Source organism: Mycobacterium asiaticum DSM 44297, assembly GCF_000613245.1.
Lineage (GTDB): Bacteria > Actinomycetota > Actinomycetes > Mycobacteriales > Mycobacteriaceae > Mycobacterium > Mycobacterium asiaticum.
The window spans coordinates 882882-900522 of the sequence record NZ_HG964936.1 but is presented as its reverse complement, the minus strand read 5'-3'; the positions used below and the strand labels follow the sequence as shown (position 1 = coordinate 900522).

The window sequence follows — 17641 nt, the reverse complement described above, 5'->3', positions numbered from 1 at the left end:
CCGCACGGGCGGTGGCCCGCGAGCGCGGCACAATCGGCACCGGTGGCACGATCGGCGCCAGCGGCACGGCACCGGCTACGGGACCGGGCAGCACGACGGGTGCCGCCGCACCCAACCCGGCCTGCTGCTCAATGCAGCTCGCGCCGCCGGTCCGGAACGGGGTTGCCCCCGCGCCCGGACTGAAGGCCAGAGCCGCACCACACAACCCCGCGCCGGCAGCAACCGCTACGCAGAATCGATTCTTGATCGGCAACGCCAACTCCGTTCATGTTCCCCATCGCCCCCGCAGTCATTCGACAATGCCGAACCGTATCGGCGCGCCGAATCCTTGCCTAGAGCAGCGATTTGTTGGATGCCGAACCGATACCGCGCCCCCGCTGGGTCGTGATCGCCTCTTTCCCAAATGGTGATTTGCCAGCGTTTTTCACCGGACGAGCCGGGTGTCGGGGCCCCGCCCGTGACCGCGCCCGAGTAACCGGACGAGATGGCGTAGCAAAGATCAGTCCGACCGCCACAGCAGCGACGGCCAGCTAAAGCTGAGCGCCCCCTGGCTCAACCGGGTGATCAGGTCTTCCAGCGCCCGCATCGGCAGCTCCATGCGCCACTCGGGCAGCAGGCCGGAGACCCGCAGCGAGTCCTCCGCCATCTCCACGCCGGTGATCATCAGTCCGTGCGGCAGCTCAGGCAGCGGCACCTGATACGCCGGGGTGCGCCCCGGCAGCTTCCAGCGGCGCTGCCCGGTGACCAGTGCCCGCGGGCGCAGCCACAACGTCGTCCCCGTCACCTCGGCGTCAACCTCGAGGCCGCCCCACCCCGGCCGCCGCGCCCAGCGCAGCCGGGTGGTCCCGTCCTCGCCCAGCTCGCTGCGCAGGTGCGGCGCCGCCTGTTCCAGCACGCCGTCGAAGACCTCTTTCGGCAACTCGGTGGACAACTCCGCTGGCGCCGCCACGACCAGGGGCGGGACGCCGGGCCGGATATGCACGTTGCGCAGCACGGCGACCGCGCTCTGAAGCCGGCTGTCGTCCCAGCTGATGTCGCGGGCTGCCACCCGAACCTCGCCGAGCTGTCCGACCGCCAGCCCCTGCGGGTCCAGCTCCGATTCCAGCTCGGTGACGGTCAGCCGCACGTCGTGCTCGCCAATGCGCACGGTGACGTCCTTGCCCACGAGCAGCTGCTGCAACGTCGCGAACAACGTCCGGTAGGGCACGGTCGCGGCTTGGGTGGTGGCCGCGCTGACCGACGGCAAGCCGGTCGACGACCACAACGAGGCCAGCGCGTCGAGCGCGCGGAACGGATCATCCCAGCGCAGGAACGGAACCTTCGGCGACATCGGACAACCGCCTCCTAGGTAACGCCAATCAACCCGGCAGAACCGGCGCCGCCCCACCGATCATCAAGCCCGCGACCTCCGACCAGCCCTGTTGGTTTTCCGCCGCCGACGCCGAATACATAAGTACCCCTTGTGGGCCCGCCACGTACACCGTGGACGGATTTGCCGCGATAGCGAACAACGGGATCTGCAGTCCGCGGCTGGGCGCGTCGGAGTTCACTCCGTCCAGGTTCACGTAGGACACCGGGTGGGTGGCGTCGTTGCGGGTCACCACGATGTCGTCCCCGGTCCGCCAGTACAGCGACACCACCGAGGTGCCCAGGCCGAAGCCGAGCCGCCGCGGATAGGTGAGGGCGAACTGACCGGCCTGGGTCTGCTCCACACCGGCCAGGATGACCTGTCCGCCAATCACCATCGCTGCCCGTGTCCCGTCCCGCGAGAGCTGCAGGTCGGTGATCGGCCCGGGAAAGCGGCTGGACACGGCCGTCGAGTCGACCGGGATGCGGGCCGGCTGACCGGACGCGGGCTCCTGGATGGCGCGCAGCACGTTGTTGGCGTCGACGACCACCCAGACCGCGTCGTCCAGCGACCAGCTGGGACGGGACAGGTTGTGGCCATCGGCGGACTGGACCGCGTCACCGCCGAGATCGCCGATCCACAGCGACGCCGCCATGTCCGGAGCGCCGCGGCGCAGGGTGACCACCGACGCCACCTGCCGCCCGCTGCGGGACAGGGCCGCCCCGGTCTGGTCGCCCATATGCCCGAAAGCACCCGGCACGGTATCGATGCGCTGCCCGTTCAGCGCCACCAGCGAGCCTCCCACCAGCGCGTGCAGGCCGGCGCCGGCTCCGTCGGCGACGCCCGGGTCGGTGGCGGCGACGTCAGATGTGTTCCAGCCCTGGGCAAATCGGTCGTCCAGCGGGGCGCCGTCGGCGTTGATCACATAGGGGCCGCGGATGTCGGCACGGGCCAAAGTCCAGATGATCTGCGCGGCGAGTAGCGCCCTGCTGTGCGGGTCGGTGGTGGCGAGCTTCTCCAGTTCGACCCGGGCGCCGCCGTAGCCCTTTCCGACGCCGCTCTTGCCGCCGTCGGCCCGGGTGACCGGTCCGCGCAGCCGCAGCGGCGGCGCGAGCAGGTTGCGCACCGTGTGCGCCATCTCCGGGCGCGGCCCGGCCAGCAGTTTGGAGATCAGTTCGGTGGCCAGCTGGTCGTGGTCGGACACCGCCACATAGCGGGGGTCGGGCACCACGGTCTTGCCGGTGGGGTCGGCGAAGTACAGGGTGTTGCGTTTGTACGTCGCCTGGAATTGCTGCCAGTCCAAGAACACGCCGTTGGGCAGCCGGTCGATGCGCCAGCCGCCCGAGGTCTTGACCAACTCGATCGGGCCGGGATCCGGCAGCTGGCCCTCGGCGGTCTCGAAGACGCCGACGTCGGACAGCGAGCCCAGGATGTCTGCCCGCATGTTGGCCGAAACCCGTTCTGGGCCACGGGTTTCGACGAACACGACGTGGTCGATCAGCAGTGCGCTACCGGCGTCGTCCCAGGAATTGGAGGCGGACTGGGTGAGGAACTGCCGCGCCGCCAGGTGCCGGTTGGCCGGGTCGGCGGTGGCCTTGAGGAATTCGCGCAGCAGCACGTCGGGGTCCATGCCCGGGGTGGGTTTGGGCAGGTTCGACGGTGCCGGGCGCTCGACGGTGCCGATCGCCTGCGGCGCCGACGAGCTGGGCACGCTCGCGCAACCGGCCAGCAGCACCGCCGTCATCAGCAGCATGAGGAGCTTGCGCATTACCCGCCCCACTCGGCGGGCTCACGCTGCCGCTGCTGCTCGGCTGGGTGCTCGGGGGCGGCGGGTTGTCCGTTCGGCTGCTGCGGGACCGGCTGCGGTATTGGTTTCATGGGCAGCGGGCTGGTGGTGACCTTGTGGCCGCGCACCAGCGGCAGCGTCAACCGGAAACAGGCGCCCTGGCCGGGCTCGCCCCAGGCTTCCAGCCGGCCCTGGTGCAGGCGGGCATCCTCGATGCTGATCGCGAGCCCCAGGCCGGTGCCGCCGGAGCGGCGCACCCGGGACGGGTCCGAGCGCCAGAACCTGCTGAACACCAGTTTCTCCTCGCCGGGCCGCAGGCCGACGCCGTAGTCGCGGACGGTGACCGCGACGGTGTCCACATCGGCTCCCATCCGGATTCGGACCGGTTTGTGCTCGGCGTGGTCGATCGCGTTGGCGATCAGGTTGCGCAGGATCCGCTCCACCCGGCGGGCATCCACTTCGGCGATCACCTCGTCGGTTGGCATGTCCACCAGCAGCTCGATGCCGGCCTCCTCGGCCAGGTGGCCGACGTTGACCAGCGCGTTGTTGACAGTGGTGCGCAGGTCGACCGCCTCGACCGAGAGCTCGGCGACGCCGGCGTCGTGCCGGGAGATCTCCAACAGGTCGTTGAGCAGCGTCTCGAAGCGGTCCAGCTCGTTGACCATCAATTCGGTGGAGCGTCGCAGCGCCGGATCGAGGTCGGCGCTGTGGTCATAGATCAGGTCGGCGGCCATGCGCACGGTGGTCAACGGCGTCCGCAGCTCGTGGCTGACGTCGGAGGTGAAGCGGCGCTGCAGATTGCCGAACTCCTCGAGCTGGGTGATCTGGCGGGACAGGCTCTCGGCCATGTCGTTGAACGACACCGCCAGCCGGGCCATGTCGTCCTCACCGCGCACGGGCATCCGTTCGGACAGGTGGCCCTCGGCGAAGCGCTCGGCGATCCGGGACGCCGAGCGCACCGGGTTCACCACCTGCCGCGAGACCAACAGTGCGATGCCGGCGAGCAGCACGAGCAGCACCACGCCGCCGGTGGCCATCGTGCTGCGCACCAGGGTGATGGTGGTTTGCTCGTTGACCAGCGGGAAGATCAGGTACAACTCGAGGTTGGCCACCCGCGAGGACGTCGGTGTGCCCACGATCAGCGCCGGCCCGGAGAACCCCTCGGTGTGCACGGTGGCGTACTGGTAGGCGGCCTGTCCCGCTTTCACGAAGCCGCGCAGTGCGTTGGGCACCTGGTCGACCGGGCCGGCGGTCGAGGCGGCGCGGGGGCCGTCGCCGGGCACCATCAGCACCGCATCGAACGAGCCGGCCAGCCCGGCGCCGGAGGCGGGATCGGTTTTGGACGTCAGCGTGTTGCGGGCCAGCTGCAGACTGCTGTCCAGCGAGCGGGTCTCCTCGCCGTTGACGATCCCGCTCACCGTGCTGCGCGCCCGTTCGATCTGGTCGATCGCCGCTTTGACCTTGACGTCGAGCACCCGGTTGGTGACCTGGCTGGTCAGCACGAAGCCCAGCGCCAAAATCACCGCCAGAGAGAGGCCAAGGGTCAGAGCCACGACCCGCAGTTGCAGCGAACGCCGCCAGACCACGGCCACCGCGCGGCTCAGCGCGCTCATACCGCGAGCCATGGGGCCCGAGCGCCCCCACCGACCTCGACTACGTCGCCGCGATCCCCATATCAACGCCGGCGCCGCTTTGCATCATCGGCCGGGGGGATCACGGAGGTCCGGCCTTGTATCCCACTCCTCGAACGGTCAGAACCACGGTCGGGTTCTCAGGATCCTTCTCGACCTTCGCGCGCAGGCGCTGGACGTGCACGTTCACCAGGCGGGTATCCGCCGGGTGCCGGTATCCCCACACCTGTTCGAGCAGCACATCACGAGTAAACACCTGGCGCGGTTTACGCGCCAACGCGACCAACAGGTCGAATTCCAGCGGCGTCAGCGAGATCTGCTCACCGTTGCGGGTCACCTTGTGCGCCGGCACGTCGATGTCGACGTCGGCGATGGAGAGCAGCTCGGCGGGCTCGTCGTCGTTGCGGCGCAGCCGTGCCCGCACCCGCGCGACCAGCTCCTTGGGCTTGAACGGCTTCATGATGTAGTCGTCGGCGCCGGATTCCAGGCCGAGCACCACGTCCACGGTGTCGGTCTTGGCCGTGAGCATGACGATCGGCACACCCGAATCGGCCCGCAGCACGCGGCACACGTCGATGCCGTTCATGCCGGGCAGCATCAGGTCCAGCAGGACCAGATCGGGCCGCAGCTCGCGTACCGCGGTCAGGGCCTGGGTACCGTCGCCGATGACCGCGGTGTCGAAACCCTCCCCACGCAACACGATGGTGAGCATCTCGGCCAGCGAAGCGTCGTCGTCGACGACCAAAATCCTTTGCCTCATGGACTCCATGGTGTCACCAGATCAGGACAAAACTGTCGCACCACACGGGCGTTTCTTGCTTGATCGGCCCAAATCTGGGCGAATCGGGCCGAAATTGTGCTAATCGGCGGTCAAAGTGGCCGCCAATCCGGCCGGATTGACGTCGGCGTCGACGACGAGCCACCGTCCTGCCCAGTGCGCCGCGGCGAGTTCGGCGTACACCGCACCGGTGCGCCGCTGCAGTCCGTCGTCGCGTTCGTAGCTGTCGCGCGCCCGGCCCGGGTCGTTCTCCGCCCGGCTGCGGGCCCGCTGCCCGGCCAGCTCGGCCGACACCGCGAGCAGGATCTGGAAGTCCGGCGCCGGGAGCCCAAGGCGCTCGAATTCCAGCTCGCGCACCCAGGCGGCAGCATCGCCGGTGGCGTCCTGGTGCAGGCGAGCGGCGCTGTAGGCGGCGTTGGACGCGACATAGCGGTCCAGGATCAGCACGTCGTGCTCGCCGGTCAGTCGCTCGATCTCCGCGATCGCCGCGGCCCGGTCGAGCGCGAACAGCGTCGCCATCGCGTAGACCGACTCGGCCAGGTCGCCGTGCCGGCCGCGCAGCGCCTCCGCGGCAAGGTCGGCGGTGATCGACTGCCCGTAGCGCGGAAACGCCAGGGTGGCGACGGACTTGCCACCGGCTTGCAACGCCGCCCGCAACCCGTCGGTCAGCGTGCGCTTGCCCGAACCGTCGACGCCTTCGATCGCGATCAGCACCGCGCGAGCCTATCGAGCGTCACGCTAGCGTGGCACTCGACACCGACCGCCACGCTGGCGTGACGCTCGGCGGGGTGGGTCGACTCAGTAGCGGTAGTGGTCCGGCTTGTACGGGCCCTCGACGTCGACGCCGAGGTACTCGGCCTGGTCCTTGGTCAGCTTGGTCAGCTGGCCGCCGAGCGCCTCGACGTGGATGCGGGCCACCTTCTCGTCGAGGTGCTTGGGCAGCCGGTACACCTCGTTGTCGTACTCGTCGTTCTTGGTCCACAGCTCGATCTGGGCGATCGTCTGGTTGGCGAAGCTGTTGCTCATCACGAACGACGGGTGTCCGGTGGCATTGCCCAGGTTCAGCAGCCGGCCCTCGGACAGCACGATGATCGACCGGCCGGTGTCGCCGAAGGTCCACAGGTCGACCTGCGGCTTGATGTTGGTCCGGGTGGCGCCGGAGCGCTCCAGGGCGGCGATGTCGATCTCGTTGTCGAAGTGCCCGATGTTGCCCAGGATGGCGTGGTCCTTCATCGCCTTCATGTGGTCCAGCGAGATGATGTCCTTGTTGCCCGTCGCGGTGACGACGATGTCGGCGTTGCCGATGGCCTCCTCAACCGTGACCACGTCGAAGCCCTCCATCAGGGCCTGCAGCGCGTTGATCGGGTCGATCTCGGTGACGCTCACGCGCGCGCCCTGGCCCTTGGCGGCCTCCGCGCAACCCTTGCCGACGTCACCGTAACCGCAGATCAGCACGTTCTTGCCGCCGATCAAGGCGTCGGTGCCGCGGTTGATGCCGTCGATCAGCGAGTGCCGGGTGCCGTACTTGTTGTCGAACTTGGACTTGGTGACCGAGTCGTTGACGTTGATCGCCGGGAAGGCCAGGTCGCCCGCGGCGGCGAACTGGTACAGCCGAAGCACGCCGGTGGTGGTCTCCTCGGTGACGCCCTTGACCGACTCGGCGATCTTGGTCCACTTGCCCTTGTCGGTCTCGAAGCGGGCGCGCAGCAGGTTCAGGAAGACCTTCCACTCGGCCGGGTCGTCGTCCTCGGCGGGCGGCACCACGCCGGCCTTCTCGTACTGCATGCCGCGCAGCACCAGCATGGTGGCGTCACCGCCGTCATCCAGGATCATGTTGGCGGGCTTGTCCTCGTCCGGCCAGGTGAGCATCTGCTCGGCGGCCCACCAGTACTCCTCGAGCGTCTCGCCCTTCCACGCGAACACCGGTACACCCTTGGGCTCCTCGGGAGTGCCGTGCGGGCCCACCACGACGGCGGCCGCGGCGTGGTCCTGGGTGGAGAAGATGTTGCACGACGCCCAGCGCACTTCGGCGCCCAGGCTGGTCAGCGTCTCGATCAGCACCGCAGTCTGCACGGTCATGTGCAGCGAGCCCGAAATCCGGGCGCCCTTCAGCGGCTGGACCTCGGCGTATTCACGCCGCAGGGACATCAGACCGGGCATCTCGTGCTCGGCGATGCGGAGTTCCTTGCGGCCGAAATCCGCGAGCGACAGGTCGGCAACCTTGAAGTCGATGCCGTTGAGAACGTCGGCGGTCAGCGAATTTTCGAGCGTCGTCATTGCGTGTTTCATCCTTCTGCGGGTCTAACGGGGAAGCCGGGCGGCTACGCAGGCCTGGAACTCATTGCATATGAGCTCTAGCCACTGTAGCCGCCCGGCGGTAAGCCCCTGAACGGAGCCGAAGGGTCAGGGGACGTTTATCACGCCGTGACGCTCCGCGAAAGGTGTCATCAACCTGGCCAGATCCGCCGCGACGTCATGGTCGGCCTCGGGCGGCATGGACACGTAACTCAGGCACAACCGCACGATCGCCCGGGACAGGACGTTGGCGTCGTCGTCGCTGGTGGCCAACCAGGTCTGCGTGAATGCCGTCGCCAACCGCTCGGACGCCCGGGTGATGATGGGGGCGCTGTCGGTAGTGATGAGTTGCAGCAGGTCGGGCTTGGCCACCCCGGTCAACAGCGAGATCACCAGCGGGTCGGCGGCCGTCTCGGCGAAGAACGACCGGAACCCCTGCAGGAAGGACTCGTAGATGTTGCCGATGTTGGCGTCGAGCGCGGACTTGACGGTGTCGACCAGGCGATCGGCCAGCCGCAGGGCGTAACCCTGCGCCAGGCCCTGGCGCGAACCGAACTCGTTGTAGATGGTCTGCCGGCTGATGCCGGCTGCCCGAGCCACATCCGAGAGCGTGATGGCCGACCAGTCGCGGGTCAGCAGGAGATCCCGCATCGCGTCCAGCACCGAATCACGCAGTAGGGCTCGCGACGCTTCGGCGTACGGAATCCGCTTCACAGGCGCGACGATATCTGTTTTCGTGGCGATGTTCGTGCCGATCACGACCGCGCCACCTCGACCATCACGAAGTCGGACTTGGCCGCGCCGCAGTCCGGGCAGCTCCAGTCCTCGGGAATGTCGTCCCACCGGGTGCCGGGCTCAATGCCGTCTTCGGGCCAGCCCAGCGCTTCGTCGTACTCGAAACCGCATTGCACGCACTGGTACAGCTTGTAGTCGTTCATGGTGGTGTGCTCCTAACCTTTTTGGACGGGTTCGAAATCGGGCTTCTCGCGGACGGCGCAGTCCGGACAACACCAGTCATCGGGGATCTGGTCCCAGCCGGTGCCGGCTGGAAAACCTTCTCGGGCATCGCCTTTGGTCTCGTCGTAGGTGTAATCACAGACGGGACACTTGTAGATGGTGGAAGCCGTCATGCCGCGAGCTCCTGCGGGGCGCCGTACTTCGCCAGCAGCTTCTCCCGTAGCCGCGGCTGCAGGTTGACCCTGGTGATGTCGCCGCCGTAGTGCTCGAGCACCCGGTGGTCCATCACCTTGCGCCACAGCGGCGGGAAGTAGGTCAGCGAGATCATCGACGCGTAGCCACTCGGCAGGTTCGGGGCACCTTCCATGCTGCGCAGCGTCTGATAACGCCGGGTCGGGTTGGCGTGGTGGTCGCTGTGCCGCTGTAGGTGGTACAGGAACAGGTTGGTGACGATGTGGTCGGAGTTCCAGCTGTGCACCGGGGCGCAGCGCTCGTACCGGCCGTTGGGGTTCTTCTGCCTCAGCAGCCCATAGTGCTCGAGGTAGTTGACCGCTTCGAGCAGGCTGAAGCCGAACACCGCCTGGATGATCACGAACGGGACCAGGCCCACACCGAACACCGCAATCAGCACGCCCCACAGCACCACCGACATCGCCCAGGCGTTCAGCACGTCGTTGGACAGGTAGGTGCGCGGGTCCCAGGGGCTGCGGCCCAGCCGGCGGATGCGTTGTGCCTCTAGGTGGACCGAGGAGCGGGCGCTGCCGATGACGCTGCGCGGCAGAAACTCCCAGAAGGTCTCACCGAAGCGGGCCGACGCGGGGTCCTCGGGGGTGGAGACGCGCACGTGGTGGCCGCGGTTGTGCTCGATGTAGAAGTGTCCGTAGCAGGTCTGCGCCAGGGTGATCTTGGACAGCCAGCGTTCCAGCGAGTCCTTCTTGTGCCCCATTTCGTGCGCGGTGTTGATGCCGACGCCGCCGAGCACGCCCACCGAGAGCGCCACACCGATCTTGCCGAGCCAGCCCAGCCCACCGCCGGCGGGGAAGCCCAGCCAGCTCAGGTTGGAGGCGGTGAACAGGTAAGCGCCCAGGATCACGCTGGCGTACTGGAACGGGATGTAGATGTAGGTGCAGTAGCGGTAGTACTTGTCGTTCTCCAGCCGCTCCATCACCTCGTCCGGCGGATTCTGCCCGTCCGGGCCGAAGCGCAAGTCCAGCAGCGGCAACAGGATGTACACCAGGATCGGGCCCACCCACAGCGGCAGTTGCGCCGTGGAGTGCCAGCCGAGCTGGTTGATGCCCCAGATGATCGGCAGCATCACGAAGAGCGCCGTCGGGGCGATCAGGCCCATCAGCCATAGGTAGCGCTTTTTGTCGCGCCACTCGGATGCGGCCACACCCGCGTTGTCGGGATTGATTTGTGTGGTCATACGCCAAACCTCCTTGTGTGAGTCTCACCACTTGAGGTTGGACAATACAGCCGTTTCCGTCTCGTGTCTAGACACGAACGGGTGTTTTGTAAACCATGTATCCAAATATGCGGGCTATGTCTAAGTTCCGGCGGTGTCCTTGCTGATGTCCTCCCGTCGGCCCTGCACCGAGTGCCGGCGGCCGTAGCCGAAGTAGATGGCAACGCCGATGACCAGCCAGACGCCGAACCGGACCCAGGTCAAGGCGGTGAGGTTGAGCATCAGCCATATGCACGCGAGCACCGAAGCGACCGGAAGCAACGGCACCCAGGGGGCTTTGAAACCGCGCTCGAGGTCCGGGCGCGTCCGGCGCAGCACGATGACACCGGCGGAGACCAGGACGAACGCGAACAGCGTGCCGACGTTCACCATCTCTTCGAGCTTGGTGATCGGGAACACCGACGCGGTGGCAGCGATCGCCACCGCGACTAGCACGGTGATGCGCACCGGGGTACCGCGCGAACCGGTCTTGGCCAACCCACGGGGCAACAGCCCGTCGCGCGCCATCGCGAACAGCACCCGGCACTGCCCGAGCATCAGCACCATCACCACCGTGGTCAGCCCGGCCAGCGCGCCGACGGAAATGATGCCGCTGGCCCAGTCGATCCCGTTCGCCTGGAACGCGGTGGCCAGGTTGGCCTGGTGCCCGCCCGGCCTGCTGCGCAGCTCGGTGTAGGACACCATCCCGGACAGCACCACCGACACCGCGACATAGAGGACCGTCACCACCCCGAGCGAGGCCAGGATGCCACGCGGGACATCGCGTTGCGGGTTCTTGGTCTCCTCGGCCATGGTCGCCACGATGTCGAAACCGATGAACGCGAAGAACACGATCGAGGCTCCGGCCAGCACGCCGTACCAGCCGTAATTGCTGCCCCCCGCTCCGGTCAGCAGGGACAACACGGACTGGTCGAGGCCTCCCCCACCCTGGTGTTCGGCTTCGGGCTTGGGGATGAACGGCGTGTAGTTCTCGGCCTTGATGTAGAAGGCGCCGACGACGACGACCAGGATCACCACCGACACCTTGATGGCGGTGACGATCGCGGAGAACCGTGACGACAGCTTGGTGCCGAGCGCACACAAAGTGGCGACCAGCGTGACGATGAGCAGCGCCCCCCAGTCCAGGTTGACCGCGCCCAGATGCGCGGTACCGCCGCCGAAACCGAACACCGTGCCGAGATAGCTGGACCAGCCCTTGGCCACCACGGCGGCACCGATGGCCAGTTCCAGGACCAGATTCCAGCCGATGATCCAGGCCAGGAACTCGCCGAAGGTGGCGTAGGAGAAGGTGTAGGCGCTGCCGGCCACCGGCAGCGTCGAGGCGAATTCCGCGTAGCACAGTGCCGCCAGCGCACAGGTGGCCGCGGCGATCAAAAACGAGATCCAGATGGCCGGCCCGGTGATGTCGCCGGTGGTGGACGCGGTGACGGTGAAGATCCCCGCGCCGATCACCACCGAGACACCGAAGACCACGAGGTCCAGCCAGGTGAGGTCCTTGCGGAGCCGGGTAGTCGGCTCGTCGGTGTCGGCGATCGACTGCTCTACCGATTTCGTGCGCCATCGATCGGCCACTTTTCAGCCCCCTCCGTCGCGCCACTCGCTGTGCACCGCACAGTACTGGGTACCCTGCGAAAATGGTGGGGAGCATAGGGAACAAAAACCATGCGGTAGTCATCGGCGCGAGCATCGCCGGATTGTGCGCCGCGCGGGTCTTATCGGACTTCTTCGACCGGGTGACCGTCTATGAGCGGGACGACCTGCCCGGTGAACCGGCCAACCGCGCCACGGTCCCCCAGGACCGGCATCTGCACATGCTGATGGCCCGGGGGGCCAACGAATTCGAAAGCCACTTCCCTGGCCTGCTCGACGACATGGTGGCCGCGGGTGTTCCGATGCTGGAGAACCGGCCGGACTGCATCCACCTCGGGGCCGCCGGGCACGTGCTGGGCACCGGCCACACCCTGCGCGACGAATTCACCGCCTACGTGCCCAGCCGACCGCATCTGGAGTGGCAGATCCGGCGCCGGGTGCTTGGCATCGACAACGTCGAGATCGTGCAACGCCTGGTGGCAGAACCGCGCTTCGAGCCGGCGTTGCAGCGGGTCACCGGTGTGCTGCTGAATCCCGGGACACCCGGCGCCGAGCCGGAATTCGTCGCCGCCGACCTCGTCGTCGATGCCGCCGGCCGGGGCACCCGACTGCCGGTCTGGCTGGAGCAGTGGGGGTATCAGCGCGCGCCGGAGGCAACGGTGGATATCGGCATCCACTACGCCTCCCACCAGTTTCGGATCCCCGACGGCCTGATCCAGGAGAAGGTCGTCGTCGCGGGCGCATCGCACGACAAGTCACTGGGCCTGGGCATGCTCCATTACGAGGACCGCACCTGGGTGCTGACCACCTTCGGGGTGGCCAACGTCAAGCCCCCGCGAACATTCCCCGAAATGCTCAAGCTCGTCGACGAACTGCTGCCACCGCACTTCCACGCGGCGCTGCTGCAAGCCGAACCGTTCGGCGAACCGGCGTTCCATGCCTTCCCGGTAAGCAGGTGGCGCCGCTACCACAAGGTCGAGCGCTTTCCCGAGGGGATCGTTCCGTTCGGCGACGCGGTGGTCAGCTTCAACCCGACCTTCGGGCAGGGCATGACCATGACGTCGTTGCAGGCGGGCCATTTGCGGCAAGCGCTTCAGACCATTCAGGGCGGGCACGAGGGCAGCCTGGCCGCCGAACTCAACCGGCTGACCGCCAAGACCACCTTTCCGGTGTGGATGATGAACGCGATCGGCGACGTCACCTTCCACCACGCCACCGCCGACCCGCAACCGCGCTGGTGGAAGTCGGCAGGATCGCTGTTCGACCAATTCCTGGGCGCCGCGGAATCCGATCCCGTTCTGGCCGAATGGTTTTTGCGCCGCTTCTCGCTACTCGACAGTCTCTATATGATCCCGCCGGCGCGGATTTTCGGCCGCACCGTCGCCCACAACATGCGGCTGTGGCTGGGCGAACAGAAAGAACGGCTCCGGGAACGGCGGGCCGTCACAGCCCGACGGTAGCCCGGAACAGTTTGGCCGGCTTCTGCGCCGAGAACCGGATCGGCCCGTCGTCGGCGCCTACCCAGGCGGCCGCGCCGCGGTCCAGGGTGAGCGAACCGGATTTGCCGTGCACGATCAGCGATCCCTCGGCACACAACAGGATCTGCGGGCCGTCGTGGCGCGACGAGGCGTCGATCTCGTGACCAAGGTCGTCGTCGCCGAACACCAAAAGCGCGACCGCGAATTCGTCGGCCGGGGTGTCGTAAAGCAGTTCCAGGCCGTCGCGGTGCACCGGCGCGCGCAACTGCGATTCAGGGGTAGGAGTGAAGTCCAGCACCCGCAACAGCTCCGGCACGTCGACGTGCTTGGGCGTGAGGCCGCCCCGTAACACGTTGTCGGAGTTGGCCATTACCTCCAGCGCGAAACCACGCAGATAGGTGTGCAGATTGCCGGCCGGCAAAAACAGCGCCTCGCAGGGCGCCAGCGTGATGCGGTTGAGCAACAACGCCGCCAGCACCCCGGCGTCGCCGGGATAGCGCTCGCCCAACTCCAGCACCGTCTTCACCTCGGCGGCGAATTCCGTTGCGCCCGAGCTGATGTACTGAATGGCGCCGTCGAGCACGGCCGGTACCAGCACGTCGATGTCCGGCTGGGGAGCGGTGATCCAGGTGGTGAATAGCGCCCGCAGGCCGTCGGCGTCCGACTGGTTGCCGTCGCCGAGCAGCTCGATGAACGGGTCGAGGTCGGACACGGCCAGCGCCTGCAGCAGCTGCTTGGTGCGGGACGCCTGCCGAAACCCGGCCAGCGCCTCGAACGGTTGCAGGGCCACCAGCAGCTCGGGCTTGTGACTGGTGTCGCGGTAGTTGCGCACCGGCGAGTTCACCGGAATGCCCATCCGCTCTTCGCGCCGATAACCCTCGATCGCCTGCGCGGCGCTCGGATGCGCCTGAAGGGACAGCGGCTCGTCAGCCGCCAGCACCTTGACCAAGAACGGCAACACGTCGCCGAACCGCTCGCGGGCCGCCGAACCCAGCTGTCCCTCGGGGTCCTCTGCCAGCGCCGCCAGCAACGACGTCTCACCGTCCGGCGTGGCCAACCACGCCGGGTCGCCGGGGTGCGCCCCGAACCAGAGTTCCGCCTCGGGGTGGGCAGCCGGCACCGGTCGCCCAGTGAATTCGGCAATGTCGGTGCGGGATCCCCAGGCGTACGTCCGTAGCGCTCCGCGTAGAAGTTCCACTATCTAACTATCCCCGTGCCAGTCGCAGGTAAACCGCGGCCATCTCCAGCCGAACGGCCAATACTGCCAGTTGCTGCTCGGCGCGCTGAACCGCGGTCGGCGCCGGAGCCTCCGGGATGTCCTCCGCCCCTACCAGATACACGTCGTCCAGACCGGCCACCCGGGCGGCCACCACCGTCCGCTCGGCGGCCAGCGTCAGCGCCAGCACCCGCAACCTGCTGGGCAACGGGCCATCGATCTGTTCGTCATGGAAGAGCGCGTCGGCGGGGTCGGCGAAACCGCGCGGGCCGTCGCGCAGCGCCGCCACCGCGTCGGCCAGACCGGTCGCGGCCGTGGCATGGTGGGCGACGCGTAGGAGGACCGAGCTGCCATGCCGCGCCAGCGCCAGCGTTGCCGCACTGTCGCCGGCCAGGGCCACCTGGGCATCGGACATGCGGGTGGCCAGCGTCTTGGCCGGGTTGGTGAACAGATCGCGGGCCGCGCTGTTGCGCAGGACCTCGGCGTCCACCTCGTCGGCCAACGCGGCCAGGTCGATGCGCAGTTTGGGGTCCACCGTCTGCAGGATGGCCAGCCCGGCGGCCAGATAGCGGCACAAGCCGAACTCGTCGGGCCCCCACAGCCGCGGACTCAGCACCCCGACGCGGCCTGCCGTGGAATCTCGAAGCGGGCCCTCGTACGGTGCCACCACCACCACCCGCGCCCCGCGGCGTACGCCGGTGGCGGCCGCCCCGACCAGCGCGGGATCACCGGGATCGTCGCCGGCGACCACCATGACATCGAGCGGACCGACCCACGGGGGCGCCTCGGTGACCAGCGCGATCGGCTCGGCGGCCGCGGTGGCCAGCGTCGCTGCGAGCAGCGTGCCCGCGGTCTCGGCGGTACCGCGTCCGGCCACCCAGATGAGGCTGCGGACCCGGTCGGCGCCGCGCAGCGACTCCAGCTCGCCTTCCTCGAGCGCGGCGGCCACGGTACGCACCTGGGCCCCGGCCCCCGACGCGGCCCGCAGTAGTCCGTCCCGATCGGCGGCGATCAGGCCGTCGGCGTCCTCGAGGTCCACGGCTCCGATAGCGCTCACGGGGCGCCTTCGCGGGCAGCCGACTGCGCGGCGATCTCGGCGCTGACCTGCTCGACCACCGCGTCCACATCCTCGATGCTGCGCCCCTCCACGTTCAGCCGCAACAACGGCTCGGTGTTGGAGCTGCGGAGGTTGAACCAGCTGTCCTCACCCAGGTCCACCGTCACCCCATCCAGGTGATCGATGGACTGGATCCGGCCGGCGAACGCCTTCAATACGGCGTCCACACAGGCCGGTGCGTCCGCGACGGTGAAGTTGATTTCGCCGGAAGATTCGTAGCGTTGGTAGTCGGCGGTCAGCTCCGACAGCGGCCGGTGCTGCTCGCCGAGCGCCGCCAGCACATACAGCGCCGCCAGCATGCCGGAGTCGGCACCCCAGAAGTCGCGAAAGTAGTAGTGCGCCGAATGTTCCCCGCCGAAGATCGCACCGGTCTCGGCCATCAACGCCTTGATATAGGAGTGCCCGACGCGGGACCGCAGTGGCGTGCCACCGCGCTCGGTGACCAGTTCAGGCACCGCGCGGGAGGTGATGACGTTGTGGATCACCGTGGCGCCGATCTCGCGGCCGAGCTCGCGGGCCGCCACCAGGCTGGTCACCGTCGACGGCGCGACCGGCTCACCGCGTTCGTCGACCACGAAGCACCGGTCGGCGTCGCCGTCGAAGGCCAGCCCGATATCTGCACCGGTCTGCCGCACATAGTTCTGTAGGTCCACCAGGTTGGCCGGGTCCAACGGGTTGGCCTCGTGGTTGGGGAAGGACCCGTCCAGCTCGAAGTACAAGGGCAGCAACGTGATCGAGTCGATGGCGCCCAGCACGGCCGGCGTGGTGTGACCGGCCATGCCATTGCCGGCGTCTACCGCCACCCGCAGCGGACGCAGGCCGGCAGTGTTCACCAGCGAGCGCAGGAACTCGCCGTAGTCGCCCAGCACATCTTTGTCGGTGACGGCTCCGCGCGGCCTGTCCTGCGGTGGGATACCCGCGATCAGGTCCTCGCTGATCGCGGCCAGCCCGGTCTCCTTGCCGACCGGCAATGCCGACGCGCGGCACAATTTGATGCCGTTGTAGGCCGCCGGATTGTGACTGGCGGTGAACATTGCGCCGGGGCAATCCAGCAGTCCGGAAGCGAAATACAGTTGGTCCGTGGATGCCAGACCGATGCGCACCACGTCCAGTCCCTGGGCAGTGACCCCGTCCGCGAAGGCGGCGGCCAGCGACGGCGAACTGTCACGCATGTCATGGCCGATCACCACCTGGCCGGCTCCCTCGCCGCGCATCAACCGCGCAAAGGCGGCGCCGACGTCGGCGACGAAGGGCTCGTTGATCTGTTCGCCGACCAGCCCGCGCACGTCATAAGCCTTGATGACACTGTGCACAGCCTCCGCGGGCCACGACATTCTGCGGTGCTCCTGACGACCTGAAACTCTTCGACTCTTCGCCGCCAGCCTATCGGCCCGGCGGAGTCGCAGACCCGAACGGTCGGGAATTAGCCAGGGGGATCCGGCAGTACCCGCAGGTGGCCACGTCGGCGTCCGTTGCGGTGTTCGGGCGGCGCCAGCAGACCACCGCTGGGCGCGGTGGCGTGGGATCCGGCACCGTGCAGATGCGTGTCGACGGCAGCACCCGCGCGCGGGACTTCGTCGAATCCGTCATAGGCACTGAAGCCGTTGACGGCCGCGCCGGTGCGCGCCGAGCCGGCGGCACCCTCGCGCACCGCGTCGGCGAGCGCCACGAGTTCATCGTCTTCGTCTGGATGGGTGGGCAGCGGTCCGGCATGGCGCACCAGCTCCCAGCCGCGCGGCGCGGTGATGCGGCCGGCATGGTTGACACACAGATCCCACGAGTGCGGTTCCCGCGCGGTGGCCAGCGGGCCGACCACCGCCGTCGAGTCCGAGTAGACGAACGTCAACGTTGCCACTGCATAGTGCGGACACCCGGGCCGGCAGCAGCGACGGGGTACGTTCACGCTCGAAAGGCTATCGCGCGCAAACGCCGCGCAAGCGCCGGACACGCGCATCGGCGGGTGCGATGTGTAACCGTTAC

The 17641-nt window shown here is 68.0% G+C and carries 16 protein-coding genes and 1 pseudogene; 1 reads left to right on the top strand and 16 read right to left on the bottom strand.

Annotated elements, in window-relative coordinates; genetic code table 11:
* The 12 genes and pseudogenes from BN972_RS30150 to BN972_RS04230 all read right to left on the bottom strand — a co-directional run.
* A pseudogene (locus BN972_RS30150) lies at nucleotides 1-253 on the bottom strand (hypothetical protein); the annotation flags it as partial.
* A gap of 246 nt (nucleotides 254-499) precedes the next feature.
* Nucleotides 500-1330 (bottom strand): LmeA family phospholipid-binding protein, encoded by an 831-nt coding sequence (locus BN972_RS04280; protein ID WP_036353264.1) that lies wholly within the window; start codon nucleotides 1328-1330, stop codon nucleotides 500-502.
* Nucleotides 1331-1358: 28 nt separating this feature from the next.
* Nucleotides 1359-3116 (bottom strand): MtrAB system accessory lipoprotein LpqB, encoded by a 1758-nt coding sequence (gene lpqB, locus BN972_RS04275; protein ID WP_036353262.1) that lies wholly within the window; start codon nucleotides 3114-3116, stop codon nucleotides 1359-1361.
* Nucleotides 3116-4813 carry an MtrAB system histidine kinase MtrB gene (gene mtrB / locus BN972_RS04270; protein WP_036353259.1) on the bottom strand — a complete coding sequence of 566 codons (1698 nt, stop codon included), beginning with the start codon at nucleotides 4811-4813 and terminating at the stop codon, nucleotides 3116-3118. Before mtrB ends, lpqB begins: the two co-directional genes overlap by 1 nt.
* 34 nt (nucleotides 4814-4847) lie before the next feature.
* On the bottom strand, nucleotides 4848-5534 hold the full coding sequence (gene mtrA / locus BN972_RS04265) for a two-component system response regulator MtrA (protein ID WP_036353256.1): 687 nt from the start codon (nucleotides 5532-5534) through the stop codon (nucleotides 4848-4850).
* Between the two features lie 90 nt (nucleotides 5535-5624).
* Nucleotides 5625-6257: a dTMP kinase gene (locus tag BN972_RS04260; RefSeq protein ID WP_036353253.1), complete on the bottom strand. Its 633-nt coding sequence runs from the start codon at nucleotides 6255-6257 to the stop codon at nucleotides 5625-5627.
* Nucleotides 6258-6341: 84 nt separating this feature from the next.
* Nucleotides 6342-7820, bottom strand: coding sequence for an adenosylhomocysteinase (gene ahcY, locus BN972_RS04255; protein WP_036353250.1), 1479 nt, complete (start codon nucleotides 7818-7820; stop codon nucleotides 6342-6344).
* A 126-nt stretch (nucleotides 7821-7946) separates the two neighbouring features.
* Nucleotides 7947-8552, bottom strand: a complete 606-nt coding sequence (gene alkX / locus BN972_RS04250) for a TetR family transcriptional regulator AlkX (RefSeq protein WP_051545272.1) — start codon at nucleotides 8550-8552, stop codon at nucleotides 7947-7949.
* Between the two features lie 41 nt (nucleotides 8553-8593).
* Nucleotides 8594-8776, bottom strand: a complete 183-nt coding sequence (locus BN972_RS04245) for a rubredoxin (protein ID WP_036353246.1) — start codon at nucleotides 8774-8776, stop codon at nucleotides 8594-8596.
* 12 nt (nucleotides 8777-8788) lie between these two features.
* The gene (locus BN972_RS04240) at nucleotides 8789-8968 is read right to left on the bottom strand and encodes a rubredoxin (RefSeq protein WP_036353244.1); all 180 of its coding nucleotides are present in this window, start codon (nucleotides 8966-8968) and stop codon (nucleotides 8789-8791) included.
* Nucleotides 8965-10221 (bottom strand): alkane 1-monooxygenase, encoded by a 1257-nt coding sequence (locus tag BN972_RS04235; protein WP_036353241.1) that lies wholly within the window; start codon nucleotides 10219-10221, stop codon nucleotides 8965-8967. The genes BN972_RS04240 and BN972_RS04235 overlap by 4 nt, the downstream gene beginning before the upstream one ends.
* A gap of 120 nt (nucleotides 10222-10341) precedes the next feature.
* A complete protein-coding gene (locus tag BN972_RS04230; protein WP_036353239.1) occupies nucleotides 10342-11832 on the bottom strand; it encodes an amino acid permease in 1491 nt (496 codons plus the stop codon).
* A gap of 62 nt (nucleotides 11833-11894) precedes the next feature.
* Between BN972_RS04230 and BN972_RS04225 the strand changes: the two genes are divergently transcribed.
* Nucleotides 11895-13310 carry an FAD-dependent oxidoreductase gene (locus BN972_RS04225; protein WP_036353237.1) on the top strand — a complete coding sequence of 472 codons (1416 nt, stop codon included), beginning with the start codon at nucleotides 11895-11897 and terminating at the stop codon, nucleotides 13308-13310.
* On the opposite strand, the gene manA is transcribed toward BN972_RS04225, so the two are convergent.
* The 4 genes from manA to BN972_RS04205 all read right to left on the bottom strand — a co-directional run bounded on the left by manA (nucleotide 13294) and on the right by BN972_RS04205 (nucleotide 17564).
* The gene (gene manA / locus BN972_RS04220) at nucleotides 13294-14526 is read right to left on the bottom strand and encodes a mannose-6-phosphate isomerase, class I (RefSeq protein WP_036353234.1); all 1233 of its coding nucleotides are present in this window, start codon (nucleotides 14524-14526) and stop codon (nucleotides 13294-13296) included. The genes BN972_RS04225 and manA overlap by 17 nt on opposite strands.
* A gap of 7 nt (nucleotides 14527-14533) precedes the next feature.
* A complete protein-coding gene (locus BN972_RS04215) occupies nucleotides 14534-15601 on the bottom strand; it encodes a hypothetical protein (RefSeq protein ID WP_036353231.1) in 1068 nt (355 codons plus the stop codon).
* Entirely contained in the window at nucleotides 15598-16995 is a 1398-nt protein-coding gene (locus BN972_RS04210) for a phosphomannomutase/phosphoglucomutase (protein ID WP_036353228.1), read from the bottom strand. Before BN972_RS04210 ends, BN972_RS04215 begins: the two co-directional genes overlap by 4 nt.
* Before the next feature lie 89 nt (nucleotides 16996-17084).
* Entirely contained in the window at nucleotides 17085-17564 is a 480-nt protein-coding gene (locus tag BN972_RS04205) for a DUF3499 domain-containing protein (protein WP_200869696.1), read from the bottom strand.
* Between the last annotated feature and the right edge of the window lie 77 nt (nucleotides 17565-17641).